Here is a 26,299-nt window from a genome sequence, read left to right on the forward strand (position 1 = left end):
ACGGTGGCGCGGCCGGCGAGCCCGGTGTCCATGACGGTGGCGCGGACGGGGGTGCCGAGGGTCCCGCGGACGGTGGCGCGGCCGGCGAGCCCGGTGTCCATGACGGTGGCGCGGACGGGGGTGCCGAGGGTCCCGCGGACGGTGGCGCGGCCGGCGAGCCCGGTGCCCACGACGGCGGCGCGGACGGCGGCGCTTGACCCGCCCGGCCGGAGACTTCCCCGATCCCGGCACTCCCAGGAGTGCCGGGATCCTGGAGCGCCGTCTGACCGGCCTCGCCCCCGACGTCTTCGCCCGGGACGTGTGGTCACGCACCGCCCTGCTCACCCGGCGGGCGAGCGACTTCTCCGACGTGCTCGACGCGGGCGCGGTGGACGAACTCCTCGCGCGCCGCGGTCTGCGCACGCCCTTCCTCCGCGTCGCCAAGGACGGCGTCGTCCTCCCCGAGTCGTCCTACACCTCGCCCGGCGGAGTCGGCGCCACCATCGCGGACCAGCTGGACGACACCGCTCTGTGGCGGCTGTTCGCCGACGGCGCCACCCTGGTCCTCCAGGCCCTCCATCGCACCTGGGCGCCGGTGGGCGGGCTGTGCGCCGCTCTCGGTGCCGAGCTGGGGCACCCGGTGCAGGCCAACGCCTACATCACGCCGCCGCAGAACCAGGGCTTCGACGACCACTACGACGTCCACGACGTGTTCGTGGTCCAGATCCAGGGCAGCAAGCGCTGGCTAGTCCACGAGCCCGTCCACCGCGATCCGCTCCGGGACCAGCCGTGGACCGACCGCAGGGCCGCCGTCGCCGAGGCGGCCGAGGGGCCTGCCCGCATCGACACCGTGCTGCAGCCCGGAGACGTCCTCTACCTGCCGCGCGGCTGGCTGCACGCCGCCCGCGCCAAGGGCGAGGTCTCGGTCCACCTGACCCTCGGCGTTCACGTCTGGACCCGGTTCGCGCTGGCCGAACAACTGGCCGAGGCGGCCCTCGCCGCGCTCCGCGAGGACCCCTGGGCCCGCGCCACGCTGCCGCTGGGCGCCGACGTCACGGCCGAGGTGCTCGACGGCGTCCGCGAGCGCCTCGCCGCGGCCGTCGCCGAAGCCGACCCCGCCCCGCTGCTCCACCGCACCCGGCGCGGCCAGGGCCGTCCCGCGCCCCTCGGACCGCTGGCCCAGCTCGCCGCCGCCGACGCCCTCGCCCCCGAGTCGCCCGTACGTCTGCGTGACGCCCTGGAAGCCCGGCTGGAGGGGAGCCGTCTGACGACCCGTGTCGGCCGGCTCGACTTCCCCGAGGCCGATCTGCCCGCCGTGACCCGGCTGCTGGACGGCGATGTCCGCGCGGCCGGTGACCTCGGGATCCCCCTCACCGGACGGCTGCTCCGCGCGGGCGTGCTGGTGCCGGGCGGGCAGTAGCCCGGTGACCACCACGGACCGGTTCTTCTGCGCCGACGCCGCCCGGATACGCGGCGACCATCTCGCGGGCACCGCACCGCGCGGCACGGTCTGGGTGCTGATCGAGTACCGGGGCGCCTGGCCGGCCGACGGCTACGATGGAATCGACCTGGACCCGGCCGTCAAGGCACACGTCTGGGCCGCCGCGCACGCGGTCCGGGCCCGCGTCCTCCTCGTCCGGCGGACCGCCCGTCCCCGCCCCGGGGGGCCCGGCCGCTGGGCCGTGCTGCACCACGAGCGGTCGGGCGCCCACCGCCAGCGCTGGGGCACCTGGAGCACCGACCAGGACCTCGTGGAGATCGCCGGGGCCCTCCGGTCGCCGGGGCGGCCCGACGAGCCGCCGGTGGTCCTGGTCTGCGTGCACGGGCAGCACGACATCTGCTGCGCGGTACGCGGCCGGCCCGTGGCACGGGCGCTCGGCGAGCGGTGGCCCGGCCTCGTCTGGGAGTGCACCCACGTGGGCGGGGACCGGTTCGCCGCCAACGTCGTCGTGGTGCCCGACGGGACGTACTACGGCTGCCTCGACCCCGGCTCCGCCGTCCACGTGGTCGAGGAGCACCTCGCCGGACGCGTCCATCCCGACTTCCTGCGCGGATACACCGACCTGACCCCGCCCCAGCAGGTCGCCGTCGCGGCGCTGCTCGCCCGCTTCGGCCCGGCCGGCCGGCGTGACTGCACGGTCACCGGCACCGCCCGCGACGGCGACGCCTGGCGCGTCCGCGTCGAACTCCGCGCGCCCCGCCCGACCGCGTTCGACGTCGAGGTGCACGCCCGCCGAACGGCCCCCTGCCGGCTCACCTGCCGGGGCCCCGTACCGAGCCCGGCGGTCGACTACGAGGTGCGGTCCATCCACCCGGCCTGACCGCCTGTCCGGTCCGTCACGGGCACCTCGTCCGGGTTCGGCCGCCTCCTCACGGAGCGGCTGCCCGCACGGGCCGGAGGGCGGTCACCTCGCACCGCCCCGAGGCGATGGACGCCCTGCCGGCCCGGTACGGCGACCGGCCCGGACCCCACCGCCTCCACGTCACCGGCACCGCCCGCACCGGGCAGTCTTCGCGGACGCCCTCGCGGACCGTCCCGCGGAGGATCGCCCCGGGCCGTGATCGGCCTGGTGGACACCGGCGCGGCCCCGCTCCGTCCGCTCCTCGGCCCGGACACTTACGACGACGTCCCCGCCCGACCGCCCGCCCGCCCGGCGGAGCCCGACACCCACCGGGACGCGGCGTCCCCGGCGGCCGGCGGGGAAAGGTGAGGGCGCGAGAAATAGGTGACGCAGGCTGTCACCTTTGGAGTGCACCGTGGAAGCATGACCAAAGACCACACCACCCCCCTCGCCGGCCGCGTCGCACTCGTCGCCGGCGCCACCCGGGGCGCCGGCCGGGCGATGGCCGTCGAGCTGGGCCGGGCCGGAGCCACCGTCTACGTCACCGGACGGACCACCCGCGAGCGGGTCAGCGAAGTCGGGCGGCCCACCGAGACCATCGAGGAGACGGCGGAGCTGGTCACGGCCGCCGGCGGGGCCGGGACCGCCGTCCCCACCGACCACCTGGACCCCGACCAGGTGCGGGCGCTCGTCGCGCGGATCGAGCGCGAGCAGGGGCGGCTCGACGTCCTCGTCAACGACCTCTGGGGCGGCGAACACCTGCTGGTGAACTCCGTCTTCGGCAAGAAGAGCTGGGAGACCCCGCTGGAGGACGGCCTGCGCATCCTGGAACTCGGGGTGCGCTCGCACGTCGTCACCGCCGCGCTCGCCCTCCCGCTCCTGATCCGCTCCGACGGCCCGCTGCACGTGGAGGTCACCGACGGCACGGCGGTCCACAACCGCCGGTACCGGGAGAACCTCTACTACGACCTCGCCAAGAACGCCCCCATCCGTATCGCCTTCGGCCTGGGTGAGGAACTGGCGGAGTACGGAGGGACGGCCGTCGCCGTCACGCCCGGCTTCCTGCGCTCGGAGCAGATGCTCGGCCACTTCGGCGTGACCGAGGAGAACTGGCGCGACGCCGCCGCCCAGGAACCCGACTTCGCCACAGCCGAGTCCCCCGCCTACCTCGCCCGAGGCGTCGCCGCCCTGGCCGCCGACCCGGGCCGCGCGGCCCGCTGGAACGGCAGGTCCACCTCCAGCGCGGAACTCGCGCGGACCTACGGCCTCACGGACGTCGACGGCAGCCGGCCGGACGCCTGGGCCTACTTCGAGGAGGTCAAGTTCGGCGGCAAGGAGGGGACACCCGACGACTACCGCTGACCGGTCACGCCGTACAGCGCGGCGAGGTCCCGCGCCTGCGTACGGAAGCGTGCGCGCAGTCCCTCCGGGGCCAGCACCTCCACGTCCACGCCCAACCCGCTGAGCTGCGCGAACGCGACCTCCTCGGACTCCACCGGCAGCTCGGCCGTCACCCGGCCGTCCGCGTCCGGCCCGCTCGCGGACGCCAGCGCCTCCGCGGCGCCGGCCGGGTCCGCCACGGCGGACAGGCGGGCGAGCCCGCGGTCGGTGAGACGCACGGTGGCCGTCGTCCGCAACAGGGTCCGGACGAAAGCCTCCGCGTTCGCCCGCCAGTACTCGGCCAGGTCGAAGCCGGGGTCGCGGACGAAGGGTTCGCCCTCGGCGGGGGAGAGGCCCGTGACCCGGTCGACGCGGTACGTGCGCCAGGCGCCGTCCCGCCCGGCCGGGACCCGGCCCACGACGTACCAGACGCCCGCCTTGAGCACGAGCCCGTACGGCTGGAGCGGGCGGGTCACCTGGTCCCGGCCGGGACGCGCGTAGGTGATCCCGACGGTGCGGTCGGACCACACCGCACGGGCCAGCTCCGGCAGCAGCCCGGGTGCCGACGGCTCGCGGAACCAGGCAGGGGCGTCCAGGTGGAAGCGGCGCACCGATGACTCGGCCGCGGCGCGCAGGGACGGCAGCAGGGTGGCGGAGAGCTTCAGCCGGGCGGTGTCCGCAGCGCCGGAGAGTCCCAGGTCGCGCAGGGCGGAAGGCAGGCCGGAGAGATAGAGGGTCTCGGCCTCGGCGGGATGGAGGGTGGTGAGGCGGGTGCGGTGACCCGGCGCCAGCCGGTAGCCCCCCGCACGGCCGCGCTCGGCCCGGACGGGGACGCCCGCCTCCTGGAGCGCCTGGGCGTCGCGGATCACCGTACGCCGGGAGACGCCCAGTTCACGGGCGAGGGCGTCGGCGGTCAGGCCGGGGCTGGACTGGACGAGGAGCGCCATGCGGATCAGACGGGCGGCACGCATGGGTCAAGCATCGTGCACCGGGGAGGCGCGGGCGTCCCGCGCCTCCCCGGCCGGGGTCACGGCCGGGCGAAGTCCCGCGGCCGGAACTTCCCGTCCTTCAGGTGCCCTTCGATCTCCTCCAGGCTCCGCCCGGTCAGCTCCGGCATCCGCTGCCGGACGAACAGCCAGGCGGCCACGTTGAACAGGGCGTAGATCCAGAAGACCTGACCCACCCCGAACGCGTTGATCATCGTCAGCAGGGTGAGGGTGATCAGCAGGTTGGTGCTCCACAGGGTGGCCGACTGCACGCTGGTGGCGGCCGACCGGACCGAGAGCGGGTGGATCTCCGAGCCGGTGAGCCAGCCCATCAGCTGCAGGCCGCCGGCGTTGAAGAACATGAAGGCCAGCAGGCAGCCCACGATCGCCGGGACGTAGGAACGGGTGCCGTGGCCGGTGACGTACAGGGCGCCGAGCGCGAAGAGGCTGAGTGCGGCGCCGGGCACCATGACCAGGGTGAGCCTGCGGCGGCCGACCTTGTCCACGATCCACAGCCCGACGATCATCATCACCAGGTAGACCACGCCGAGGGCGACGCTGATCCGCAGCGCGTCGGCCTGCGGGAAGCCGTTGTCGGTGAGGATGGTCGGGGCGTAGTAGATGATCATCTCGATGCCGGAGAGCTGGGTGAGGGCCGCGATGCCGCAGCCGACGACCAGCGCCGGGCGCACCCACGGCTGCCGCAGGCCGCGCCAGCCCCGCTCGGCGCGGTCGGTGCCCTCCTGCTGCTCGGCCAGGCCGGCGATCTCGTCCAGCTCGGCCCGCACGTCCCACCCCTTGGGGCGCAGCTCCTGGAGTACCTCGCGCGCCCGGTCCGTCCGTCCGTGGCGCAGGATCAGCCAGCGGGGGCTCTCCGGCAGCCGCAACTGCCCGAGCAGCATCAGCAGCGCCGGTACGGCGGCCGCGCCGATCGCCACCCGCCAGGACACGGCCTCGCTCGCCCCGACCACCGTGGCGACGACGATCCCCACGCCGATGGCGAGCTGGAAGCAGAGCACCAGCCGCCCGCGGATCGCCATGGGGGCGAGCTCGGCCACGTACATCGGCACGGTCTGGGTGGCGCCGCCGACGGCGAATCCGAGCAGCACGCGGGCGAGGGCCAGGCCCACCGCGTTGGGTGCGAACGCGCAGGCCAGGCTGCCCAAGATGAAGATCCCGCAGATCAGCAGGATGGTGCGGTGCCGCCCGAAGCGCTCGCACAGCCGGCTGCACACCAGGGAGCCGATCACCGCGCCGAGCAGGATGCCGGCCGCGATGGTCTCCTTCATCGCGCTGCCGATGTGGAACTCGTCGGAGATCTGGAGCAGCGCGCCGGAGATGACGCCGGTGTCGTAGCCGTAGAGCAGTCCGCTGATCGCCGACACGACGGCCGCCATCAGCATGTGCCCGTTCAGACCGCCCGCTTCGGCGCGATCCGTACGGGAGGCCCTGCTCGTTGTCCCTCTTTCGTGTGACTCGCCGGAGCGGCGGTCCTCCGCACTCTGTACTGACACCGTGATCCATTCCCTCGAATCCGGGTCTCTCGGCGCCCGGACCGGGACCGTCTGCCCTGATGAGTGCGGGTGATGCGCCCGAAAGGGGCGGGCCACAGCAGTCGAACACGACTGGTGTCCGCATGGGCACGCAACGTTGTCATGGGTCAAGCGATGCGTAATGCTCGTGCGCATGTACTCCCAGCAACAGCAGAACGGGGGCGGTACGGGAGTATCCGCCTCCGCGCAGCGGGGCTCGGTGTGGGTGATGGAGCTGCGCGGCGAACTCGACCTGGCCTTCATGGACCACGTCGAGCGCGCCACCGCCGACGTCCTGCGGAGCTTCCCCGGCCCGCTCGTGTACGACCTCCGGCACCTGAGCTTCGCCGACTCCCTGCTCGTCAACCACCTCCTCGCCACCCGGCGGCAGCGCCCGGTCGGACTGATGGGTACCAACCGGTTCGTGGACCGCGTGCTCGAAGTCACCGGCACCGCCCAGGTGCTGCCCACCTTCCCCAGTCCGGAGGCGGCCGAGGCCGGGCTCACGCGCGCCGGGTAGCGGCCCCCGGCGCGGTCTCCGGCAGCCACCCGGCCGATCTGGTCCAACCAGTTGACCAGTGCCCGGCCCTCACCCACTCTGTTCCCCATGGCTCCCTCACCCGTGCGGCGTGAGGCGGTCTCCGACCAGCTCTACGCCGTACTGCGCGACCGGATTCTCGGCGGGGCACTCCCGCCCGGCTCCCCGCTCACGGCCGAACGCGACCTCGCGGCCGAGTCCGGGGTGAACCGGCACGCGGTCCGCGAGGCCGTGAAGAGGCTTCAGCAGGCCCGGCTGGTCGAGGTCAGCCACGGCGGCCGCACCCTCGTCCTCGACTGGCGGCGCACCGCCGGACTCGACCTCGCCCTGGGCGTCGCGGCGGCCGACACCGGCCCCACCATCGCCGAACTCGGCCGCGACGCCATGGAGATGCGCGCCTGCGTGGGCGCCGACGCGGCCCGCCTGTGCGCGCTGCGCTGCTCCGACCGGGCCGCCGCGCACATCGTGGAGAGCGCGGGCCGGTACGCCGTACAGGGCCCGGACCTCGCGGAGCTGGGCGAGGCGGACGTCGCCTGGTGGCGGCTGATCGTGGAGGGCTCCGGGAACCTCGCGTACCTGCTGGCCTTCAACAGCCTGGTCACCGGCGCGCTGCCGGTCGCGGAGGTGCCGGACGCCCTGCGCGCCGGTGAACTCCTCGACGCCGAGGCCCATGTGCGGCTCGGCACGCTGATCGCCGCCCGCGACGCCCACGGTGCCGAACGCCTCGCCCGTGAGCTGCTGTCCCGCAGTGTCCCCACCGAAGTCCCGGAAGGGTGAAGTGACATGATCCCGGCCGTCGTCTACGCGATACCCGCGTTCGTGCTCCTGGTCGTCGTCGAGGCGCTGTCGTACCGCTTCCTTCCCGACGACGACGAACGCGGCTACGAGCTGCGCGACACCGTCACCAGCATGTCCATGGGTGCCGGGAGCCAGGTGATCGGGCTGCCGTGGAAGGCGGTGACGGTCGTGGTGTTCGCCGCCGCCTTCGCCGTCGCCCCGTGGCACCTCCCCCCGTCCTCCCCGTGGACCTGGCTGCTGCTGTTCCTCGCCGAGGACCTGGCGTACTACGTCTTCCACCGCGCCCACCACCGGGTGCGGGTGCTGTGGGCGAGCCATGTGGTCCACCACTCGAGCCTGCGCTTCAACCTGTCGACCGCGCTGCGGCAGAGCTGGACGCCGATGACGACGCTGCCGTTCTGGCTGCCGCTCGCGCTGCTCGGCGTACCGCCGTGGATGATCCTGCTCCAGCAGTCGGTCAGCCTGGTGTACCAGTTCTTCCTGCACACCGAGCGGGTGGACAAGCTGTGGCGGCCGGTGGAGTGGGTCTTCAACACCCCCTCCCACCACCGCGCGCACCACGGCTCCAACCACGTCTACCTGGACCGCAACTACGGCGGCATCCTGATCGTCTGGGACCGCCTGTTCGGCAGCTTCGAGGCCGAGGGCGAGCGCGCGGTCTACGGCCTGACCAAAAACATCGAGACCCACAACCCGCTCCGCGTCGCCTTCCACGAGTACGGGGCCGCCTGGCGCGACGTCCGCGCTGCCCGCACCTGGCGCGACCGCGCCGGGTACCTGCTGGGCCCGCCCGGCTGGGCGCCGGCATCCCGCTGACCTTCAGGCGGTCGGCGGCAGCGCGCCGTCCGGGTCCGCGACGCGGGCCGCCCCCCGCGTCCTCTGGTACGGCGCCGGCGGACGGCGTGCACCGCCGCGAGTGACCGCCCCGGCGGAGGCGGCGTCAGAAGTCGTACGGCTTGCGGGTGTTCCAGTTCAGCACATCGGCCTCGTTCCAGGTGAACCGCGGCTTCTGGCCCTTGGAGTCGACGGAGTAGAAGGGGCCCGTGCTGCCGTCCGCGCCGCGCAGCGCGATGGCGAACGACCGCGCCGTGTGGTTCTTCGAGCCGTAGTCGAAGAGGTTCACCGCGCTGTACACCTTGGCTCCGGGCCGGAGCGTGATGTGCTTGCCGCCGCCCGGGGCGTCCTTCTTCGAGTGCGGCAGGGTGGCGCTGCCGACGTCCCCGCCGAGCTTGACGGCCGGGTACGAGGTGACCCAGCAGGCCGCGCTGCCCTCGTTCGAGGCGGTGACGAGCAGGTGGTCGCCCTGCTGACCCGCGAACCGGTGTACCGCGGTGACCAGCATCTCGTCTCCGCGGCACTGCTGCACGGCAGCCGTCGTGCCCTTGCCGGCCGTCTGGTGCGCGTCGTTCATGACGGCCGCCGGGTGGGCCGCGGCGGACGCGGCGCGGCTCGGCGCGGGACCGGCGGGGTGGTCGTCGGCCGCGGCCTTCGAGTTCTTCCCGGAGCCGCCGCAGGCGGTCAGACCCAGGGCCAGTGCCACGGTGACGGCGGCCAGGGCGGCGGATCGGGTGGTGCGGCGGGCGCTGTGCGTGGTCATGATGAGAATCCCCCAGGATGGGCCGGGACGCGGCACTTCCCCGCTACCGCAGGGCGAGCTTCCGCATCGGCTTCGTTGCACCCCGTGAGACGAGTTGCGCGCCGGCGTCGTTCACTCGGTCGTGTCCGTATTCGGTAACGAGGCGGCCGGGCCGCGGACACGCCTCGCGTGACCCGGCCGTCCGGGACCGGTACGGGCTGGCGGAATCCCGGAGGAGGCCTCTAGCGCGCCTCGCTCCGGACGGGTCGGGCGGCCCCACGGGGCCACCGGGGGGTCACGCGGTTCCGCCTCTATGCTGCTGTCATGAACCGTTGGGAAGAGCTGACCGGAGGCGTGTCCGGACAGGCCTACGCCGCGCGGTTCGCGGCCCTGGCCGAGGACGGCGCGGACGTGCACGGCGAGGCGAGCTTCTGTGCCGCGCTCGTACGCCCCGGGGCGCGGGTGCTGGACGCCGGCTGCGGCACCGGGCGGGTCATGATCCGGCTCTCGGAACTGGGCCACGACTGCGTCGGGGTCGATCTCGACGCGTCGATGCTGGCGGTGGCGCGGCGGATGGCGCCGCACCTTCCCTGGTTGCAGGCGGATCTGGCCGAGTTCGATCCGGACCGGCTCGGTATCGTCGCGGACTTCGATCTGGTGGTCGTCGCAGGCAACGTGCTCCCGCTGCTGGCCGCCGGTACCGAGGCCGGTGTGGTCGGCCGCCTGGCCGCGGCGCTGCGCCCGGGCGGTCTGCTCGTCGCCGGCTTCGGTCTCGACCGGGCCCATCTGCCGGTGCCGCCCGGCATCACTCTGCCGGAGTACGACAAGTGCTGCGCCGAGGCCGGTCTCACACTCGTCGACCGCTACGCCACCTGGGAGGCGGCCCCGTACACCGGCGGCGGCTACGCCGTCAGCGTCCACCGCGGCTGAGGGCGGCCGGCCCCGATCGGTTCGGGGAACCTCAGCCAGGGCCGGTCTGGACAGGGCGCGAAGCGCGGTCGCCTCGCGGCGGGGGCTCCAGCCGGCGGGCGCCCGCTCACTCCTCGGTGGGGCCGAGGTCGGCAGCGTCGACGAAGTCCACGGTTCGTGAGCGGTGGGCGGCGTGGAGCTCCAGTACGACGACCTCGTTGGTTCCGGCACGCAGCACGGGGGCGGGGACGTACAGCGACCGCTGCGGGCCGCGGGACCAGTAGCGGCCGAGCGCGAAGCCGTTGACCCAGGCGTTGCCCGACCGCTGGGGCAATTCCATGGGCGGCATGGTGCAGGACTCCCGGTACGTGTGGCTCCCGCTGAAGTTCCCGTCCAGGACCACCATGGCCATGGACTACTACCCGCAGATCGTCGTGGACACGGCCGCCGGCAGTGTGCGGGGCACCGGAAGCTGGGAGACGCTGACCGCCGTGCAGAGCGGCAAGTGCGCCGACGTGGCCGACCGCTCCACCGCCGACGGCGCCGCACTCGTCCAGTGGAGCTGCGGCAACAGTGTCAACCAGCAGTTCTGGCTGAAGTCCGTAGGGAACGGCCGGGTGGAGATCGTCGCCCGGTACAGCGGGAAGTGCCTCGCCGCACGGGACGGCTCGACCACCGACGGGGCCGCGATCGTCCAGTACTCCTGTGACGGGACGGCCGCCCAGCAGTGGAGGGCGACCGGCTCAGGCGGCACCGTGCAGCTCACCGCCGTGCAGAGCGGCAAATGCCTCGACGTGACCAACACCTCGGCGAGTGACGGCACGTCCCTGATCCAGTGGAGCTCCAACGGCGGCACCAACCAGAGGTGGCTCCGCACGGCTGCCTGACCACCCTCCGGACCTCGGCAGGCACCCACGTGAAGATACGCCGGTGCCTGCCGCCGCGGGCGCCGGTCCCGGCCGGGCCGGTCGCCCGGACGGCGCTGCTCCCGGACGCCGAAGGCGATCGGAATCTATATATTTGTCTGGTAGGGATCACGGCTGTCAGTCCTGCGGTGGCAGGCCCGCGCTCATGAACCTCGCAAGCGAGGCAGCATGTCCGACTTCAGTGTGCCGATCATGGCCACGTTCCTCGTGTACGTGGCCGTCATGATCGGTACGGGTGTCTGGGCCTACCGCCGTACGCACACGTTCGCCGACTTCGCCCTGGGAGGCCGCAGGCTGCCCGCGTTCGTCGCCGCCCTGTCCGCCGGTGCCAGCGACATGTCCGGCTGGCTGTTCCTGGCGTTCCCCGGAGCGGTGTACGCGGCCGGCGTCGGTGCCACCTGGCTCGCGGTCGGCCTGGTGCTCGGGACTTACCTCAACTGGTTGTTCGTCGCGCCGAGGCTGCGCACCTACACGGAGCGCGCTGGGAACGCGGTGAGCCTGTCGGCCTACCTGGAGCAGCGGTTCGAGGACCGCACACGGATGCTCCGGATGGTCTCCGCGGCGGTGACCCTGGTGTTCTTCACCGTGTACGTCGCCAGCGGACTCGTGGCCGGCGGGCTGCTCTTCGGACAGATCTTCGGCGCGGGTTTCCGTCTCGGGGTGGCCCTGACCGCCCTGGTGATCGTCGTCTACTCCTGCCTGGGCGGCTTCCTGGCCGTGAGCCTGACGCACGTCATGCAGGCCACGCTGATGTTCCTCGCCCTGCTCGTGCTCCCCGTCGTCGGAATCGCGACGCTCGGCGGCTTCGGCGCGCTTCGTGACAGCCTCAACAGCAAGACGCCCGGTCTCCTGGACATGGGTGCCAAGGTCGACTTCACGGACGGGCGGTGGTCGGGAGGCGGTGGGTCGCTCGGCGCCGTCGCGATCATCTCCCTGCTCTCGTGGGGCCTGGGCTATTTCGGGCAGCCGCACATCCTGGCCCGCTTCATGGGTATCCGCAGCACCGGCGCCGTCCCCGCGGCCCGCCGCATCCAGACGGGGTGGGTGTTCGTGGTGCTGGCCGGTGCGACGGTGGTCGGGCTGCTGGGCATCGCGCGGTTCGGCACACCGCTCCACGACCCGCAGACGGTCTACATCGCCCTGAGCCGGACACTGTTCAGTCCGTGGGGCGCCGGTGTGCTGCTGATCGCGGTACTCGCCGCGATCATCTCGACCGCCGACAGCCAGCTCCTCGTGTCGTCCGTCGCCCTCACGGAGGACTTCTACCACGCGTTCCTCAAGCGGCGCGCCTCGGATCGGACGCTGGTCTGGGTGGGACGCGGCGCCGTCGTCGCCGTGACGCTGGTGGCCTCACTGATCGCGCTCAGGGGCGGCGGGCTGCTGGGCATCGTGGGCTACGCCTGGGCGGGCTTCGGCGCCGCCTTCGGCCCGGTCGTCCTGCTCTCGCTGTACTGGCCGCGCATGACCTGGGCAGGGGCCATGGCCGGGATCGTCTCCGGCGCGGTCACGGTGCTCCTGTGGCGCCTGGTCAAGCCGTCGCACGGCCCCTTCTGGTCCGGTGTCTACGAGATGATTCCGGGCGTCCTGGTCGCCACGCTCGCCGCACTGGTCTTCGGCAGGTTCGCCGGGCGGCCCCCGAAACGCGCCTTCTGGCGGATGCCGGGCGGCGGGGTGAGCCAGCTGATGCTCACCCCATTCCTCAGCCACGCCCCGGTCGGCATCGCCGTTCTCGACACGGATCTGCGGTACGTCTGGGTGAACGAGCCGCTGAACCGCCGGATCTCGCTGCAGCGGCGGCTGGGGCGGCGGATGGCGGAGGTGCTGCCGCAGGCCGAGGCTGACGCCTTCGAGGAACAGATGCGCGAAGTCCTCCGGACCGGCGCGCCGGTGATGGACTTCGAGTACCGCGGTGCCGGCTCCACGGCGCACGACCGAGGCCGCGCGGTCTCCGCCTCCTTCTTCGCGATGAAGGACCGCCACGACCGGAGCGTGGGCGTCTGGTACATGATCATCGACATCACCGAGCGATGGCGTGCGCAGGAACGCCTGGCCCTGCTCAATGACGCCGCCACGCGCATCGGCAGCACCCTGGACGTGAACCGGACCGCGCAGGAACTGGCCGACGACGCGGTCCCGGCCGTCTCGGACTTCGTCGCCGTCGACCTGCTCGACTCGGTCATGAGAGGCGAGGAGCCGGCACCCGGGCCCGTCGGGATGGCGCCGGTCGTCCGCCGTGCGGCACAGCAGTCGGTCCGCGAGGGCTGCCCCGAGGCATCACTGGCCGTGGGGGAAACAGTCCGACGTGCGCCCGCGTCGCCCGTGACCCGCTGTCTGCTCGAGAGCAGGACCCTGGTCGAACGGGTCCTGGACCGCACCAACAGTCCATGGGTGACCGTGGACGAGACACTCGGCGCCTCGTTCCTGGAATACGACTTCCGCTCGGTCATGGTGGTCCCCGTGCGGGCGCGCGGGGTCACCATGGGAGTGGCTACGTTCGCCCGGTCCCGGAGCCTGGGCCCCTTCGAGGACGACGACGTCCGCCTCGCCGAGGAGCTCGTCTCGCGTGCGGCGGTGTGCATCGACAACGCGCGCCGGTTCACCCGTGAACGCACCGCGGCCCGCTCCATGCAGCGCTACCTGCTGCCACAGGACCTGACGGGAGGTTCCGCTCTCGACGTGGCCTCGTGGTACCTGCCGGCGGACGCCCCGAGTGGAGTGGGCGGCGACTGGTTCGACGTTATCCCGCTCTCCGGGGCGAGGGTCGCGCTGGTCGTCGGAGACGTGGCAGGGCACGGCATCAACGCCGCCGCGACCATGGGACGCCTGCGCGTCGCGGTACGCACGCTTGCCAACCTCGACCTCTCGCCCGACGAACTGCTCGCCCATCTGGACGATCTGGTCATCGGCCTCATGGGAGCGCACGACATCGATACGCCGGCGGCCGCCGAGGACGAAGCGACGGGCACCGCGTTCCTGGGCGCCACCTGTCTCTACGCCGTCTACGACCCGGTCAGCAGGCTGTGCACCATGGCCCGGGCCGGTCACCTCCCCCCGGTGATCGTCGACCCCGACGGTGCCGCCGCCATCCTGGACCTGCCCGCCGGGCCGCCGCTCGGCCTCGGCTACCTCCCCTTCGAGTCCATCGAGACCGAGCTGGAAGACGGCAGCCTCATCGCTCTCTACACCGACGGCCTCATCGAATCCCTCGACAGGGACATCGACGTCGGGCTCTCCTGCCTGGGGGGCGCCCTGGCCGCGCCCCTGCCGACCCTGGCGGAGACCGGCCGACGCGTGATCGACAATCTGCTGACCGGTCCGCCCGCCGACGACGCGGCCCTGCTCCTCGCCCGCACCCGCGTCCTGGCTCCGGACCGCTTCGCCTCCTGGGACATTCCCAGTGATCCGGCTGCCGTAGGGCACGCCCGCGACCTCGCGACCCAGAAGCTCACGGAGTGGGGCATGCCCGATCTCGCCTTCACGACGGAACTCATCGTCAGCGAGCTGGTGACCAATGCGATCCGCCATGCCGCTGGACCGGTCTGCCTGCGCTTGATCCGGGATCGCGGCCTGATCTGCGAAGTCTCCGACGCCAGCAGCACCGCGCCGCGGCTGCGTCACGCGCGGACCACCGACGAGGGGGGCCGGGGCCTTCTGATCGTCGCCCAGGTCGCCGGCCGGTGGGGCACTCGGTACACCAGGACCGGCAAGATCATCTGGACTGAGCAGGCCATCGCCCCTGACGCGACCGGCTAGGTTCCGTCCGGCGGATCACTGGCAGAGCCAGAGGCGATCGCTGCGGCGGTGACAAGATCATGGCCCTGATGGAGCAGTGCCTGGACCAGCAGGCCCGCGACCTGAGCGACGCCACCCAGCCCGCCGACGCCTGGGAGGAGACCGTCGCTCTCGTCCTGCGCGCCCTTCGTCGGCCCGCAGAGCCCCGTACCCGAAGCTGACCTGGACCGCACCCTTGATGAAGCCGTCCAGCTCCTTGCCCGCCCCGATCCGCCGCCCGCTGCCTTCCAGGCCCGGACGGGCCTGTCGGCCCTGGAACTTCACCGGGCCGGACGCCATGCCACCCGGATACTCGTCACCTCGTCAGCGTCGCCCGACTCGACGCCTGCGTCGCACGAGACGCTCCGCACCATCCCGTCGCCGCGTCCGCCCTGGACGACCAGGCGACAGTCGCATTGACCACGGTGATCGCCGCAGCCGGACTGGGAGCCGGCACCCTGTCCGCCCACGACCGCGATGCCCTGACGGGCGCGGTCGGCCACGCCGAGAGGAAGTTGGAAAGGCTGCTGCAGGCAGATCCGGATCCCGGTTGAGAGGGGCCGGCCCGTGACGCCCGGCCGTACATCCCCACGCGGTTACGCGATGTCGGCGTTTCGGCCATTTCCCGTTCGCAGCAGCTCCAAGCCAGACCAGGGATCGGGCGCCTGCGGGATCCGTGGACGCAGGGAATACCGGGCTTCCCCACACGACCGAATGACGTGTGTTCGATATCGCAGTCGTGTCGTTGGACCTCACGAATCTGCCGCAGCGACCGTCCTAGGGGGAACGATGACCTCGGCCATTACGCAGGACCAGCCGCCGCAACCACCCAAGGGGACCGCGCCGGACGACGAACCGCAGGAAGCTGGTGTTCGAGATGAGGAATATCTCTACCGCGACGAGTCGAGGCTCCAGGCCGGCTCCCTGCTGACCTCCCGCACCATGGCGCGGCGGCTGCCCTCGCTCGTGCGGCGCTCGGTGCAGATGGCCTGGCGGGTGGACCGCGGCGCGACCATCGGCCTGGTGGTGTGCCAGATCGGGACCGGCGTCCTCGCGGCCCTGGGCCTTCTGGCCGTCACGGGTACGATCACCGCGCTGATCTCCTCGGGCGACATCACCGAGCGGCTGTGGGACGCCGCCCCGCAGCTGGCCGTGATCGCCGCCGCCACCGGCCTGCGCGCGCTGCTGGGCATCGCCGTCGTCTGGCTGACCGGCCGCCTGCGCCCGGTGCTCGGCCGGGCGGCTGAGCTGACGATGATCGAGGCCGCGCTCGGCGCTGAACTGGCCGCCAACAACAAGCCCGGCTACAACGACGCCTACGACATCGCCGACCGCGGCGCCCAGGTCACCCCCGACCTCGTCGAAGAAGCGCAGGACGTCCTCGCGGCGACCGCCACCCTCACGGCCGGCGCCACCGTCCTGACCGTCCTGCACCCGTTGCTCCTTCCCCTTCTCTTCCTCGCCTGCCTGCCGCAGGCCGCCGCCTACATCCGCTCCGCACGCGTGCTCTACCTCGCCGCCCTGGAGACCTCCGGACGGCGCCGGATGCTGGGCAAACTGCGCTGGCACATGGCCTACATGGAATCAAGCGAGGAGATGCGCGCATGCCTGGCCGGCCCTTTCCTGATCGGCCGGTACCGGCGGCTGGCCGCCTCGGTCAACGCGGCCGAACGCAAGGCCGCCAACACCGGTGCCCGGATGGGACTGGCCGGAGCCGTGGCGGGCGGGATCGCTTCGACCGCGGTGTGGGCGGCGCTGCTGTGGCTCCTGGCCTCCGGCCGGATGAGTCTGGCGGCCGGCGGCGGCGCCGTCTTCGCTCTCCAGACCGCCACCGGCTCGGTGCGCGGCATCATCAACGGCGGGGCCCGCCTGGTGCGCACCGGATGGTACGTGCAGGACTGGCAGAACTTCCTCGACAACGCCCACGGCCAGGCCATGACCGACTCACGCGGCACCGCTCCCGTGACCGCGGCCCCGGAGCGCTTCGAGGTCCGCGACGTCACATACCGCTACGACGGTGCCCCCAAGGACAGCCTGAGCGGCGTCTCCCTGCACATGCGGCGCGGGGAGATCGTGGCGCTGGTCGGGGAGAACGGCTCCGGCAAGACGACCCTTTCGCGCCTGCTGTGCGGGCTGCTGCTGCCCACCGAGGGCGACGTGGCCTGGGACCACGCCTCCACAGCGGACCTGGACCCGTGGGGGTCGTGGGAGCACGTCGCGCTGGTGCCGCAGAAGTTCACATACCTGCCGCTGACGATGCGCGACAACATCACGTTCGGGCAGGGCGACACCAGCGACGCGGCCCTGCTCGCCGCCTGCGAGGCGTCCGGCGCCGCGGAGATGCTGCCGGGCCTGCGCTCCGGCCTGAACACCCTGCTGACCAGCGAGTGGTTCGGCGGACAGCAGCTCTCCGGCGGGCAGTGGCAGCGCCTGGTCCTCACCCGCGCGTTCCACCGACAGGCGGCGCTACTGGTGATGGATGAACCCACGGCCGCCCTCGACGCCCGCGCGGAGCACCGGATCTTCGCCGGCCTGCGCGAACTGGCCAAGGACCGCGCCATCCTGCTGATCACGCACCGCCTCACCAACGTCGCCGTCGCCGACCGGATCGTGGTGTTGAACGAAGGGCGGATCGTCCAGGAGGGCACCTACGCCCAGCTCACCCAGCAGCCAGGGCTGTTCCGGACCCTGTGGGAGCTGCAGCGCCGGATGAGCGGGGACACCCCGTGACCACCGGGCCGCGCCAGGGCCACCGGTCTGCCGGCGCAGAGACACCGGCCCGCTCCTGACGCTCTCTTCGCACCACGTTCCAACCGCCCGATCAACCCGGAAGGAGCTGCCCCGCGGCACCGTGGAGACGACCGACGCGCCTCCCGAGGACACCCTGCACCGCGAAGCTGCCGAGGAGGCCCAGCTCACCCTGTCCGATCCGGTGCGACTGGGCTGGGTGCTGGACGAGACGGGCGAGGTCTACGGCGGCGTGGGGCCCAACGCGAAGCTCCGCCCGGCCGCCCGGGTCACCCCCGTCGGGCCGGCGGCCGTCGACCCCGCCACCGGCCACCCCCTCGCCCGCCTGCTCGTCACGCCCGCCCAGGCAGCCGCGCTGCTGGGATGGGGCCCACCGGGAGCGCGGCAAGCCCAGCTCGCGGCGGAGACGGCACGCAAGCGGTGGGGGCTGCCCATCGCTCGCACCGCCGCCGTCGAGGAGATCCCGGCGGAGGGGATGCGGCTGAGCTGACCCGACGCGCCCACCCCCACCTCGACTCCTCCCGCTCCACGCCCTGTGAGGTAGCCCCATGCCGTTGTCGCACGATCACATCCGCACCACCGTCGGTGCTTACCTCGCTCGCCACCCTCACGAGCGCGAGCAGCTCGGCGGACTACTGGATGCCCTCGACCGGACCGGCGACGAGATCGCAAGCCGCTCCACGTTCACCGGACACGTCACCTGCGGCGCAATCGTCATCGACCCACTCGGCCGCGTCCTGCACGTGCTGCACCTGGCGAGCGGGAAGGTCCTCGCCCCTGGCGGACACACCAGTCCCTGGCAGCAGCAGCACTGCGGGAGCTGTACGAGGAGACCGGGATCCCGCCCCAGGCCGTCACGCCGTGGCCCGGCTACGAGACGGTGCCGCTCGACATCGACATCCACGACATCGACGCCAAACCTGGCAAAAACGAACCAGGGCACCAGCACTTCGACCTCCGGTTCCTCTTCCGCCTGCGCACCGCGAACGAGGTGGAGGTGATGCTGCAGGAAGAGGAGATCGGCGGCATCGAGTGGCGGCCCGTGGACAGGGCGGCCTCCCCTTCCCTGCGCGAGAAGCTCCTCAAGCTCCCGCTCCAGGCCGAACCGGAGACGGCCAACGCCTCCGCACTGATCTACAACGACCGCGGCGAGTACCTGCTCCACCTGCGCGACTACTTTCCCGGCGAGATCTGGGAGCCGGGCATGTGGTCCCTGCTGGGTGGCGGCCGAGAGTCCCAGGACGCCACCCTGGAACACACGGTTCGGCGTGAACTGGCAGAGGAAGCCGGCCTCGCTATCGCCGATCTGACCCCGTTCGGCACCGAGCACGCCTCCGACGACGCCGGCGCGGTCGTGCCCATCGCTGTCTACGCGGGCCGCTGGAACGGCGATCCCCGCGAACTCCGCCTGACGGAAGGGGTGATGCTGGCCTGGTTCGCCCCGGACGACCTCCACCGCCTGCGTATCGCCGACACCACGGGCGACCTCGTACGGCGCCACGCCGCCAGCCGCCCGGCGAGCACCGCGCCGCAGAGCGGGCTCTCCTCGCCCGAGGAGCGTCACCCTGCTTCGCCGAACGGCACGGTCCTCAACGTCATCGGCGTCCACCTCTACCTGGAGCGCCCCGACGGGACGGTGCTGCTCGGGCTGCGTCACCCCAACTCCCAGTTCGCTCCGTCCACCTGGCACGTCCTCGCTGGCCATTGCGAGCAGGAGAACGCCGTCGCCTGCCTTGTCCGGGAGGCACGGGAGGAAGCCGGCCTACGCATCGAGCGCCAGGACGTCGAACTCGTCCACGTCGTCCACCACATCGACAAGGCCGGAGACCGGCCCCGCATGGGTCTGTTCTTCCGCGCCCACGCCTGGAGCGGCGAGCCGGAGCTGCGCGAGCCGGACAAATGCACCGAGTGGAAATTCTGGGACCCTGCTGAACTCCCCGACGACCTCGTCTCCTACACCCGGCTGGCCATCGGAAAGATCCAGAACGGGGAGCTGTACAGCGAGACGGGCTGGCCCGCATGACCGGCACAACGAACCGCGCACACCGTCGCGTGTCGAGGGCGACTGCGGCCGGACGTGAGGACACCCGCCCCGTGGTGATCCGTGGCAACTCGGCGTCAGGCAAGTCGAGTGTGGCCCAGGGACTGCGTGATCACTACGGCCGCGGTGTCGCGATCGTGGGCCAGGACGTGATCCGCCGCAACGTGCTCAGGGAACACGACACCGCGCGCGGCGCCAACATCGCCCTGCTGGGCAGGATCGCACGCGAAGCACTGAACGCCGGCTTTCACGGGGTGCTCGAAGGGATCCGGTACGCCGACCGCTACAGCCAGATGATCACATCTCTGGTCCGTGATCACCGCGGCGTCTCCCGCTAAGGGTGACGTGGTGGTGCCAGCCGCGCCAGGTGCGGCCTTCGAAGTGGTCCAGGCCCAGGCCGTGCTTGAGCTCGCGGTAGCCGTGCTCGATCCGCCAGCGCATCTTCGCCCACCGCACCAGGTCGGCGACCGGGGTGGTGGCGGGCAGGTTGGTCATCCAGTAGCCGGTCGGCTCGCCGGCTTCTTCGGGCCGTTCGACCAGCAGGGTCCGCACCGGCAGCACTCCGTCCCAGCGACGGGGTCCTCCGGCCTGTTCCTGTGCGATGCGGGTGGCTTCCTTACCCGAGGGCCGCACTTGGAGCACGGCGAAGTGCGAGGTCATCATGGACTTGCTGCCCTGGCGCCAGGTGACCGGCTCAATCACGGCAGCCTCGGCAACAGGGCCGGGCAGCGAGCGGGGCTTGTCACGGCAGCGGGGCAGAGGGGGAGGTCCGAGCCCGCCATGGGCCGGCTGGTACGGCTCGGCGGTGACCGGCCGTGCGATCTCTTTGGGGTAGACGGCCGTCACATAGGACCAGCCGCGCTCTTCCAGTGCGAGCCGGAAGGCCACGCTGCGGCCGTAGCCGGCATCGGCCACGATCACCGGCACCTGCAGTTGCTGTGCGGCCAGTCGGTCCAGAAGCCCCAGAGCCAGGTGCGTCTTGGAGGCATCCCCGACCTCTTCGGGTATCCCGGCCCGCTGCCGCCGCCGGTCGTCGTGCGCCCATTCCTCGGACAGGAACAGTTCCCACTCCAGCGGACAGGAAGCGGTGTCGGGCGGTATGCACGCTGACCGCGACCTGGCAGTTCGCCCGTTTGCCCGACGCTCCGCAGGAAACCCACCACCAGCCGAGATCACCCAACGTAACGAGCACTACTAGGCGTCGGCGCTGGATTTCCGGTGGCCCATGCGGAGGCGATCCGTGGGGTGCATCCGGATGCCCAGGTTCGTTGGCATCATCGCGAAGGTCACGCGTTCGCCGACCGGGCCGGCTGTTGTGTCGGCCTCCAACTCGAAGTGGTGGCACACCATTGCGACGACCATGGTCATCTCGATGAGGGCGAGGTTGCGTCCGGGGCAGAACCGAGGCCCGCCTCCGAAGGGCAGGAACGGTGATACGCCGGTCGTCCGCGGGGCGGAGGAGGACAGCCAGCGCTCAGGCTCGAATGCGCCGGGGTCCGGGTATCTGCTGTCGTCGGCATCCGAAGCGTGTGTCAGTAGCGGCATGACAAGGGTTCCGGCCTTCAGATGCAAGGCGTCCGCTCCGTCCGCAACGGTGATGTCACGGGCGGTCTGCATGATCAAGAAAGGGCTCGTCGGGCGCAGGCGGATCGATTCGTTGACCACCGCCTCGGCATAGCGCAACCGGGACAGGGCGGCCGGGTCGGCTCGGAGTCCCGTGTCCCCCAGCACCCCCTCTGCCTCTTCCCGTACCTTCCGCTGCACCTCGGGATGGGCGGCCAGGTAGTACAGCGCCCATGCGGCAGCGGCGGCAGTGTTGTCCTCCCCCGCTACGATCATGTTGACCACGGCGCTGACGACGTCCTTCTCCGCCAGTTGTTCGCCGCCGTTCGTGCCTGCCTCGGCGAGCGCCTCGAGGTAGGTAACCGGCTCCCGCCCTTCTGCCACGCTACGCCTGGCCTGGACGTACTGTTTCTCCACCAAGCCACGGAGCTCCGCAATGGTGGCGTCCAGCCTGCGGTCAGCGGGCAGGCGGACCCACCGCCAGTACGGGATCGGGCTGGAGATCCGGCGCCCGAGTTTCTCGAAAGCCAGTGGCAGGCGCCCGGCCAGGCCATCGCTTTGCTGTGGTCCCAGGGCGTCCAGATCGTGGCCTGAGAACAAGGCCGTCGACACTTCGACCGTGTAGCGCATCAGGTCGTCGAGGACGTTCACCCGCGCACCCCCCGTAGCGGCCCAGAGCATCTGGAGCCGCTCTACAGACCGGATGATCACGGAGAAGGAGTCACGCAATGCCTCGGCACGTAAGCCCCGCATTGCGATCTGTCGCATACGGTGCCAGTCCTCGCCTTCTGCATCGAACAGACCTGGAGCGCCTATCTCGTGGATGAGTTGCGCCAGCAGCGGAGCCCGCCGGAATGCTCCCGGTCGCTCGCGCAGAACTGTCTGAACGATGTTCGGCGACGAGGTGACGACCAGGGGAGTACGGCCCAACCGGATCCGGTAGGTCGGGCCGTACGTGTCCCGCCAGTCATGGAGCACGCGGTGCATGGCCGGACCGCGTGCCAGGGCCGGGAGGTGACCCAGCAGGGGAAACGCCGACGGCTCCGGGAGGTCGTGGACAGTGAGCATGCTCTCGGTCCTTTCCATGGCAGATCAGGCCTGGGCACACAGGTTGACACCTGTTAACCGCGACTGAAGTTAACAGGCGTCAACCTGCCATGTCGAGTGTCGTCGGCCTCGGATGACCGGAGCGGGAAGGGGTGACCGCTGACACGCCGAAAGGCGAAGAGGGAGAAGAGGGGCGGCCTGGTGACGGCGTTCAGGCAGTGAAGCCCCACAGGATGAAGAGCCGGTCGACGTGTGTCTCCACGTCCGGCCACGCCAGGTGTGGCTTGTGGATGCGCAGGGAGACCACTCCGTGCATGCCGACCCAGAGATCCTCAGCAGTGACGCGCTCGTCTGCGCCCGCCCCTCTGGCCAGTTGGCCGATGCCTCCCAGGACGACGTCCGCCGCCCCGCTCTGTACGTAGTCGTCGCCCAGTTGGCCGGCACTCTCAAAACGCAGCTGGTACAGCCCTGGGTTGGCGACGCCCCAGGCCAAGTAGGCAGCGGCGATGCGGCGGAGGCGGTCGAGAGGAGGCAGCTTCGGATCGTCGGCCTCGGTCAGCGCAGCGACGAAGATGGCATCGATGCGCAGGAGAATGGCTCGGTTGAGCTCACTCTGCGAGGCGAAGTAGCGATACACCGCCGTGGCGGACACCCCGCAGGCCCGGGCCGCCGACCGCAAGGACGGCACGGCGAGAACCAGGCCGGGAGAGGCCAGTTCAAGGGCCGCGTCCAGCAGCCGGTCACGCAATGCTTCGCCAGGCACCCGCCACATCCCTCATTTGGTCGAGTTCGTTCGTAAGAACTTAACGCGGCGCCCCGGAGAGACCCATCGAGTCGTTGCCAACCTGGCGGGAGGGTGGACGGGCGGCCCTGGCCGCGACGTTCGATCGCGCCACTGCCGCAGCATCGCTCCGAAGTTGTTGCTTTCCAACATGTTCCGACTCTAGTTACCCGGCGCCTGGTCAGCCTGGCCCAAACACTCCCAGGCAACCGCGTCCAGGACTCCAGCATGGTTTCGCTGTCGCTGGGCGGCGGGGGTGCAGCGGGACTTCGATCGTGCGGGGGCGGTCTCACGGAGACCGCCCGTGTGGCCGTCCTGACAGTGGACACCGACGGCGAGGTTGTGCAGGCCGGCCCTGATGCGCGGGTGGGGGCAGTTCGAGTGGGTACCGGTGGTGGTCATGAGCCTGGGGCCGCGGTGCCCGGCACGATCGGGGCAGGTCGAAACTTCAGCGGTCGACGATGCCCGACCGCCAGGCCCATGCGGCGATCTCGACGCGGTTTCGGGCGGGGAGTTTGGTCTGCACGTTGCCCAGATGGGTTTTCACCGTGCCCACGGAGATCGACAGTTCTGCGGCGATCTCCGCGTTGGTGAGGCCGTTGGCCACGAGCCGTACCACGTCCGTCTCGCGGGCCGACAGGCCAGAGGACCGCGGTTCCCGGGCGCCGTGCGCGGCCGGGGTCGGCAGGCCCCTGAACAGTCGAAGCGTGATCGACGGGCTGACCAGGGCTTCCCCGGACGCCGCGGCGCGGATCGCCTCGACCAGCAGCGCGGGGCCGGAGTCCTTGAGCAGGAAGCCGCAGGCCCCGTCGCGCAGGGCGCGGTGGACGTACTCGTCGTCGTCGAACGTCGTGGCCACGACGACCTTCGGGGGGTCGACCAGGCCGGGACGGGTCAGCCGGCGCAGCGCCTCCAGGCCGTCCAGCCGGGGCATGCGGATGTCCATCAGGACGACGTCGGGGCGGTGTCGCTCGGCGAGTTCCACCGCCTCCAGGCCGTCCGCAGCTTGTCCGACGACCTCGACGTCGTCCTCGGCTGCCAGAATCATCTCGAAGCCGGTCCGGACCATGGCCTGGTCGTCGGCCAGCAGCACACGGATCTTCTCCCGGCCCGTCATGCCGCGCTTCCCACGGACGCGTCCAGGCGTGCGCCTACCGGCAGTGTCGCCTCGACGCGCCAGCCTCCGGCCGCCGCGGGGCCCGACTGGACCCGGCCACCGATCATGCCCACCCGCTCCGCCAGCCCCTTCAGTCCGAAACCACCGCCGAGCGCCTGGAGGGCCTGGTGGCCGGCGCGGGTCCGTCCGTCGTCGCTCACGGTCACGGTGACCCGGGGCCCGGAGCGGACCAGGCGCACCTGAACCTCGGTGAAGTCGCGAGCGTGCTTGCGTATGTTGGTCAGCGCCTCCATGACCACCCGGTGCAGGGTGGTGACCACCTCCACGGGCAGGTCCTCAAAGTCGCCCTCCGTCCGCAGGCTCGCCCGGCCGCCGCCGACCGGGGCGAACTCCCCGACGAGGGAACGCACTTCCGACATGCCGACGAGCGGGGCGGTGACCGTTTCCCGCGTCTCGCCCGCGTCCGCCGGGGGGGTGTCGCGCAACATCCCGACCATCGCACGCATCGACTTCAGCGCCTCCGCCCCCGCGTGCTCGATCCGTTCCAGTGCCGGCGGCACCAGGTCCGGGCGGCGGGCGGCGATCGAGCGCGCCCCCTGTGCCTGGATGACGATGCCCGTGACATGATGGGCGACGAAGTCGTGCAGGTCCCGGGCGAACTCGGCGCGTTGCTCGAGCCGTACGGCGGTCTCCCTGCGCTGCCGGTCGGTGACGACCAGACGTATGGTCAGGCCGATGGCCAGGGCGGCTATGGCCGCCAGGGTGAAGAAGAACGCCAGGACCATGCTGCTCAGATCGATCTCGACGGCCACCGGGCGCAGGACGATCGCCGCGATGCAGGCCGCCGCGGCCGCAGCCGCCCTCCTCGGTGCGCCGCGCCATGCGGTCAGCGTCAACAACCCCAGCAGCGCCGCCGGTTCGGTGAATCCGACCGGTGGCTCCACGGGCGTGTACCCGTTCTCGTTCCGGACGGACAACACCCAGATGACGTGGACGAAGGCCGTCGTACCGAGCGACAGCGCCGCCACGGCACCGGTCACGAGCGGCAGGCCCTGGGCGCCCAGCCGGGGCCAGAGCAGGAGAGCGGCGGCCGACAGCATCGCCGAGCACACCATCAGCGGACCGGCCGTGTGTGCGTCGATGCTGGTGAACGCCCGGCCCAGCAGACCGAACGCGCCGATCAGGTAGTCGAACCAACCGAGACAGAGCAGCAGCACGCCCACGACGGGCCACATCGCCGTGCGCGCCCACGACCATCGCCAAGATCGCCAGGACGTCATGTCGGGAGCCTAGCCGGAAGGTCGGCCGAAAGTCGTAGTGCTCTCTGAAAGATCTGACTTTCGCAAGATCCGCCGCCCGGGCGCGGCGGACGAGAGTTGACTTCGCCGCCGGACGCCACCGGCAGTCAACCCGGCAAAGCAAGGAGCAACTCCCCATGTCCGACGTCAACTTCGAGATCGGTGCCCCCACCGTGCTGGGGCCGCTGCTGGCCTCGTTCGGCGTGCTGGTGGCCGTCCGGGTACGCCAGGGCAGACCCGGCTGGACGGGAGGGCACGCCGTGACCCGCCTGCTGGCGGCCGGATACGCAGCCGGCGTCCTCGCCCTCACGCTCTTCCCGGTCGTGGTGACCTACGGCAAGTACGCCAACCAGATGCCCTGGACCAACCAGATCAACTGGATCCCGTTGCCCAGCCCCGACCCGAGCATCGTCGCCAACATGATCCTGACGGTCCCGCTCGGCATGCTGCTCCCGCTGATGTCGGCCCGGGCCGGGTCGAAGGGGCGGGTCACGGCCCTCACAGCGGTGGTGAGTCTGTCGATCGAGCTGATCCAGCTCCTCATGTACATCATGTGCAACAACGCCCGTCTGACCGATGTCACCGACCTCGTGGTCAACACGCTCGGCGGGCTCATCGGGTACGTCGTCCTCCACCGCGCGGCCCGCGTCCCGGCCCTGGCCCGCCTGCTGCACACCCTCGCCCTGCCTGGCTCCGCGTTCGCCGCGCGGGGGCCAGTGGCGCCCCGCCCGGCCGATGCCACCGCCGCCAACTCCTGACCGTGGCCCGACGGGCCGCCACCGAAGGCCACTACGCGGGCACGGCTATGCACCGTCGTTGCCGTCGCGCTCGCGCAGGGAACGGATCTGAGGTTCCCCCGGCCTGTGGGAGGTGCTGGTCAGCTGGCCAGGGCGGGTTGACGGGGTTTGAGGTTCGTTCGTTCGGTCGTTGCCCGGTTGGTGTAGTGCTTCTCCTCGACCTTTCGTGT

Annotated in this window: 21 protein-coding genes and 3 pseudogenes; 15 read left to right on the forward strand and 9 right to left on the reverse strand. The window is 71.6% G+C overall.

All coding sequences use genetic code 11. The features are described from left to right. Window positions 1-193 precede the first annotated feature (193 nt). The 3 genes from ACWCV3_RS05350 (at window position 194) to ACWCV3_RS05360 (ending at window position 3,683) form a co-directional block, all read left to right on the forward strand. Window positions 194-1,399: a cupin domain-containing protein gene (locus tag ACWCV3_RS05350; RefSeq protein ID WP_451218642.1), complete on the forward strand. Its 1,206-nt coding sequence runs from the start codon at window positions 194-196 to the stop codon at window positions 1,397-1,399. A gap of 4 nt (window positions 1,400-1,403) precedes the next feature. Continuing rightward, complete coding sequence (locus ACWCV3_RS05355; RefSeq protein ID WP_451218645.1) at window positions 1,404-2,300, forward strand: sucrase ferredoxin; 897 nt, start codon at window positions 1,404-1,406, stop codon at window positions 2,298-2,300. Between the two features lie 444 nt (window positions 2,301-2,744). Continuing rightward, window positions 2,745-3,683, forward strand: a complete 939-nt coding sequence (locus ACWCV3_RS05360; RefSeq protein ID WP_451218648.1) for an SDR family oxidoreductase — start codon at window positions 2,745-2,747, stop codon at window positions 3,681-3,683. Here the strand turns inward: ACWCV3_RS05360 and ACWCV3_RS05365 are convergent. Both ACWCV3_RS05365 and ACWCV3_RS05370 read right to left on the reverse strand, forming a co-directional pair. Continuing rightward, window positions 3,674-4,672 carry a helix-turn-helix transcriptional regulator gene (locus tag ACWCV3_RS05365; protein WP_451218651.1) on the reverse strand — a complete coding sequence of 333 codons (999 nt, stop codon included), beginning with the start codon at window positions 4,670-4,672 and terminating at the stop codon, window positions 3,674-3,676. The genes ACWCV3_RS05360 and ACWCV3_RS05365 overlap by 10 nt on opposite strands. 56 nt (window positions 4,673-4,728) lie before the next feature. Then, a complete protein-coding gene (locus ACWCV3_RS05370) occupies window positions 4,729-6,102 on the reverse strand; it encodes a sugar porter family MFS transporter (RefSeq protein ID WP_451218982.1) in 1,374 nt (457 codons plus the stop codon). Between the two features lie 271 nt (window positions 6,103-6,373). Here ACWCV3_RS05370 and ACWCV3_RS05375 point away from each other — a divergent pair, with 271 nt between their 5' ends. The 3 genes from ACWCV3_RS05375 (at window position 6,374) to ACWCV3_RS05385 (ending at window position 8,371) form a co-directional block, all read left to right on the forward strand. Further along, complete coding sequence (locus ACWCV3_RS05375) at window positions 6,374-6,739, forward strand: STAS domain-containing protein (protein WP_451218654.1); 366 nt, start codon at window positions 6,374-6,376, stop codon at window positions 6,737-6,739. A gap of 87 nt (window positions 6,740-6,826) precedes the next feature. Next, on the forward strand, window positions 6,827-7,534 hold the full coding sequence (locus ACWCV3_RS05380) for a FadR/GntR family transcriptional regulator (protein WP_451218657.1): 708 nt from the start codon (window positions 6,827-6,829) through the stop codon (window positions 7,532-7,534). Window positions 7,535-7,540: 6 nt separating this feature from the next. Then, complete coding sequence (locus tag ACWCV3_RS05385; RefSeq protein WP_451218660.1) at window positions 7,541-8,371, forward strand: sterol desaturase family protein; 831 nt, start codon at window positions 7,541-7,543, stop codon at window positions 8,369-8,371. Window positions 8,372-8,495: 124 nt separating this feature from the next. On the opposite strand, the gene ACWCV3_RS05390 is transcribed toward ACWCV3_RS05385, so the two are convergent. Further along, on the reverse strand, window positions 8,496-9,152 hold the full coding sequence (locus ACWCV3_RS05390) for a DUF4232 domain-containing protein (protein WP_451218663.1): 657 nt from the start codon (window positions 9,150-9,152) through the stop codon (window positions 8,496-8,498). Window positions 9,153-9,455: 303 nt separating this feature from the next. Here ACWCV3_RS05390 and ACWCV3_RS05395 point away from each other — a divergent pair, with 303 nt between their 5' ends. Continuing rightward, on the forward strand, window positions 9,456-10,061 hold the full coding sequence (locus ACWCV3_RS05395) for a class I SAM-dependent methyltransferase (RefSeq protein WP_451218666.1): 606 nt from the start codon (window positions 9,456-9,458) through the stop codon (window positions 10,059-10,061). Window positions 10,062-10,167: 106 nt separating this feature from the next. On the opposite strand, the pseudogene ACWCV3_RS05400 reads toward ACWCV3_RS05395, so the two are convergent. Continuing rightward, window positions 10,168-10,359: pseudogene (locus ACWCV3_RS05400) on the reverse strand (beta-galactosidase); the annotation flags it as partial. 28 nt (window positions 10,360-10,387) lie between these two features. On the opposite strand from ACWCV3_RS05400, the gene ACWCV3_RS05405 reads away from it, so the two are divergent. The 7 genes and pseudogenes from ACWCV3_RS05405 to ACWCV3_RS05435 all read left to right on the forward strand — a co-directional run bounded on the left by ACWCV3_RS05405 (window position 10,388) and on the right by ACWCV3_RS05435 (window position 19,864). Next, a complete protein-coding gene (locus tag ACWCV3_RS05405) occupies window positions 10,388-10,927 on the forward strand; it encodes an RICIN domain-containing protein (RefSeq protein ID WP_451218669.1) in 540 nt (179 codons plus the stop codon). A gap of 207 nt (window positions 10,928-11,134) precedes the next feature. Continuing rightward, complete coding sequence (putP, locus tag ACWCV3_RS05410) at window positions 11,135-14,719, forward strand: sodium/proline symporter PutP (protein WP_451218672.1); 3,585 nt, start codon at window positions 11,135-11,137, stop codon at window positions 14,717-14,719. A 68-nt stretch (window positions 14,720-14,787) separates the two neighbouring features. Continuing rightward, window positions 14,788-14,919 (forward strand): hypothetical protein, encoded by a 132-nt coding sequence (locus ACWCV3_RS05415; RefSeq protein WP_451218675.1) that lies wholly within the window; start codon window positions 14,788-14,790, stop codon window positions 14,917-14,919. Between the two features lie 607 nt (window positions 14,920-15,526). Continuing rightward, window positions 15,527-17,467 (forward strand): ATP-binding cassette domain-containing protein, encoded by a 1,941-nt coding sequence (locus ACWCV3_RS05420; RefSeq protein WP_451218678.1) that lies wholly within the window; start codon window positions 15,527-15,529, stop codon window positions 17,465-17,467. 46 nt (window positions 17,468-17,513) lie between these two features. Continuing rightward, a pseudogene (locus ACWCV3_RS05425) lies at window positions 17,514-17,975 on the forward strand (NUDIX hydrolase); the annotation flags it as partial. A gap of 348 nt (window positions 17,976-18,323) precedes the next feature. Beyond that, a complete protein-coding gene (locus ACWCV3_RS05430) occupies window positions 18,324-19,508 on the forward strand; it encodes an NUDIX hydrolase (RefSeq protein WP_451218985.1) in 1,185 nt (394 codons plus the stop codon). Window positions 19,509-19,579: 71 nt separating this feature from the next. Next, the gene (locus ACWCV3_RS05435; RefSeq protein WP_451218681.1) at window positions 19,580-19,864 is read left to right on the forward strand and encodes a hypothetical protein; all 285 of its coding nucleotides are present in this window, start codon (window positions 19,580-19,582) and stop codon (window positions 19,862-19,864) included. Here the strand turns inward: ACWCV3_RS05435 and ACWCV3_RS05440 are convergent. The 5 genes and pseudogenes from ACWCV3_RS05440 to ACWCV3_RS05460 all read right to left on the reverse strand — a co-directional run. Beyond that, a pseudogene (locus tag ACWCV3_RS05440) lies at window positions 19,863-20,676 on the reverse strand (IS701 family transposase); the annotation flags it as partial. The gene ACWCV3_RS05435 and the pseudogene ACWCV3_RS05440 overlap by 2 nt on opposite strands. Window positions 20,677-20,720: 44 nt before the next feature. Beyond that, window positions 20,721-22,157 (reverse strand): cytochrome P450, encoded by a 1,437-nt coding sequence (locus ACWCV3_RS05445; RefSeq protein WP_451218684.1) that lies wholly within the window; start codon window positions 22,155-22,157, stop codon window positions 20,721-20,723. Between the two features lie 190 nt (window positions 22,158-22,347). Then, window positions 22,348-22,899, reverse strand: a complete 552-nt coding sequence (locus ACWCV3_RS05450; protein WP_249834976.1) for a TetR/AcrR family transcriptional regulator — start codon at window positions 22,897-22,899, stop codon at window positions 22,348-22,350. 466 nt (window positions 22,900-23,365) lie between these two features. After that, complete coding sequence (locus ACWCV3_RS05455) at window positions 23,366-24,034, reverse strand: response regulator (RefSeq protein WP_451218687.1); 669 nt, start codon at window positions 24,032-24,034, stop codon at window positions 23,366-23,368. Next, the gene (locus tag ACWCV3_RS05460) at window positions 24,031-25,314 is read right to left on the reverse strand and encodes a sensor histidine kinase (RefSeq protein WP_451218690.1); all 1,284 of its coding nucleotides are present in this window, start codon (window positions 25,312-25,314) and stop codon (window positions 24,031-24,033) included. The genes ACWCV3_RS05455 and ACWCV3_RS05460 overlap by 4 nt, the downstream gene beginning before the upstream one ends. 155 nt (window positions 25,315-25,469) lie before the next feature. On the opposite strand from ACWCV3_RS05460, the gene ACWCV3_RS05465 reads away from it, so the two are divergent. After that, window positions 25,470-26,090: a VanZ family protein gene (locus tag ACWCV3_RS05465; protein WP_451218693.1), complete on the forward strand. Its 621-nt coding sequence runs from the start codon at window positions 25,470-25,472 to the stop codon at window positions 26,088-26,090. The last annotated feature ends 209 nt before the right edge of the window (window positions 26,091-26,299 follow it).

It is taken from the genome of Streptomyces sp. NPDC001781 (assembly GCF_053596035.1).

What these genes read in the sequence shown, in the direction of transcription:
- ACWCV3_RS05455 (WP_451218687.1), bottom strand. Translation starts at nt 24,034, where the DNA reads ATGACGGGCCGGGAGAAGATCCGTGTGCTGCTGGCCGACGACCAGGCC.
- ACWCV3_RS05365 (WP_451218651.1), bottom strand. Translation starts at nt 4,672, where the DNA reads ATGCGTGCCGCCCGTCTGATCCGCATGGCGCTCCTCGTCCAGTCCAGC.
- ACWCV3_RS05405 (WP_451218669.1), top strand. Translation starts at nt 10,388, where the DNA reads ATGGTGCAGGACTCCCGGTACGTGTGGCTCCCGCTGAAGTTCCCGTCC.
- ACWCV3_RS05360 (WP_451218648.1), top strand. Translation starts at nt 2,745, where the DNA reads ATGACCAAAGACCACACCACCCCCCTCGCCGGCCGCGTCGCACTCGTC.
- ACWCV3_RS05390 (WP_451218663.1), bottom strand. Translation starts at nt 9,152, where the DNA reads ATGACCACGCACAGCGCCCGCCGCACCACCCGATCCGCCGCCCTGGCC.
- ACWCV3_RS05460 (WP_451218690.1), bottom strand. Translation starts at nt 25,314, where the DNA reads ATGACGTCCTGGCGATCTTGGCGATGGTCGTGGGCGCGCACGGCGATG.
- ACWCV3_RS05420 (WP_451218678.1), top strand. Translation starts at nt 15,527, where the DNA reads ATGACCTCGGCCATTACGCAGGACCAGCCGCCGCAACCACCCAAGGGG.
- ACWCV3_RS05445 (WP_451218684.1), bottom strand. Translation starts at nt 22,157, where the DNA reads ATGCTCACTGTCCACGACCTCCCGGAGCCGTCGGCGTTTCCCCTGCTG.
- ACWCV3_RS05385 (WP_451218660.1), top strand. Translation starts at nt 7,541, where the DNA reads ATGATCCCGGCCGTCGTCTACGCGATACCCGCGTTCGTGCTCCTGGTC.
- ACWCV3_RS05415 (WP_451218675.1), top strand. Translation starts at nt 14,788, where the DNA reads ATGGAGCAGTGCCTGGACCAGCAGGCCCGCGACCTGAGCGACGCCACC.
- ACWCV3_RS05395 (WP_451218666.1), top strand. Translation starts at nt 9,456, where the DNA reads ATGAACCGTTGGGAAGAGCTGACCGGAGGCGTGTCCGGACAGGCCTAC.
- ACWCV3_RS05465 (WP_451218693.1), top strand. Translation starts at nt 25,470, where the DNA reads ATGTCCGACGTCAACTTCGAGATCGGTGCCCCCACCGTGCTGGGGCCG.
- putP (WP_451218672.1), top strand. Translation starts at nt 11,135, where the DNA reads ATGTCCGACTTCAGTGTGCCGATCATGGCCACGTTCCTCGTGTACGTG.
- ACWCV3_RS05375 (WP_451218654.1), top strand. Translation starts at nt 6,374, where the DNA reads ATGTACTCCCAGCAACAGCAGAACGGGGGCGGTACGGGAGTATCCGCC.
- ACWCV3_RS05380 (WP_451218657.1), top strand. Translation starts at nt 6,827, where the DNA reads ATGGCTCCCTCACCCGTGCGGCGTGAGGCGGTCTCCGACCAGCTCTAC.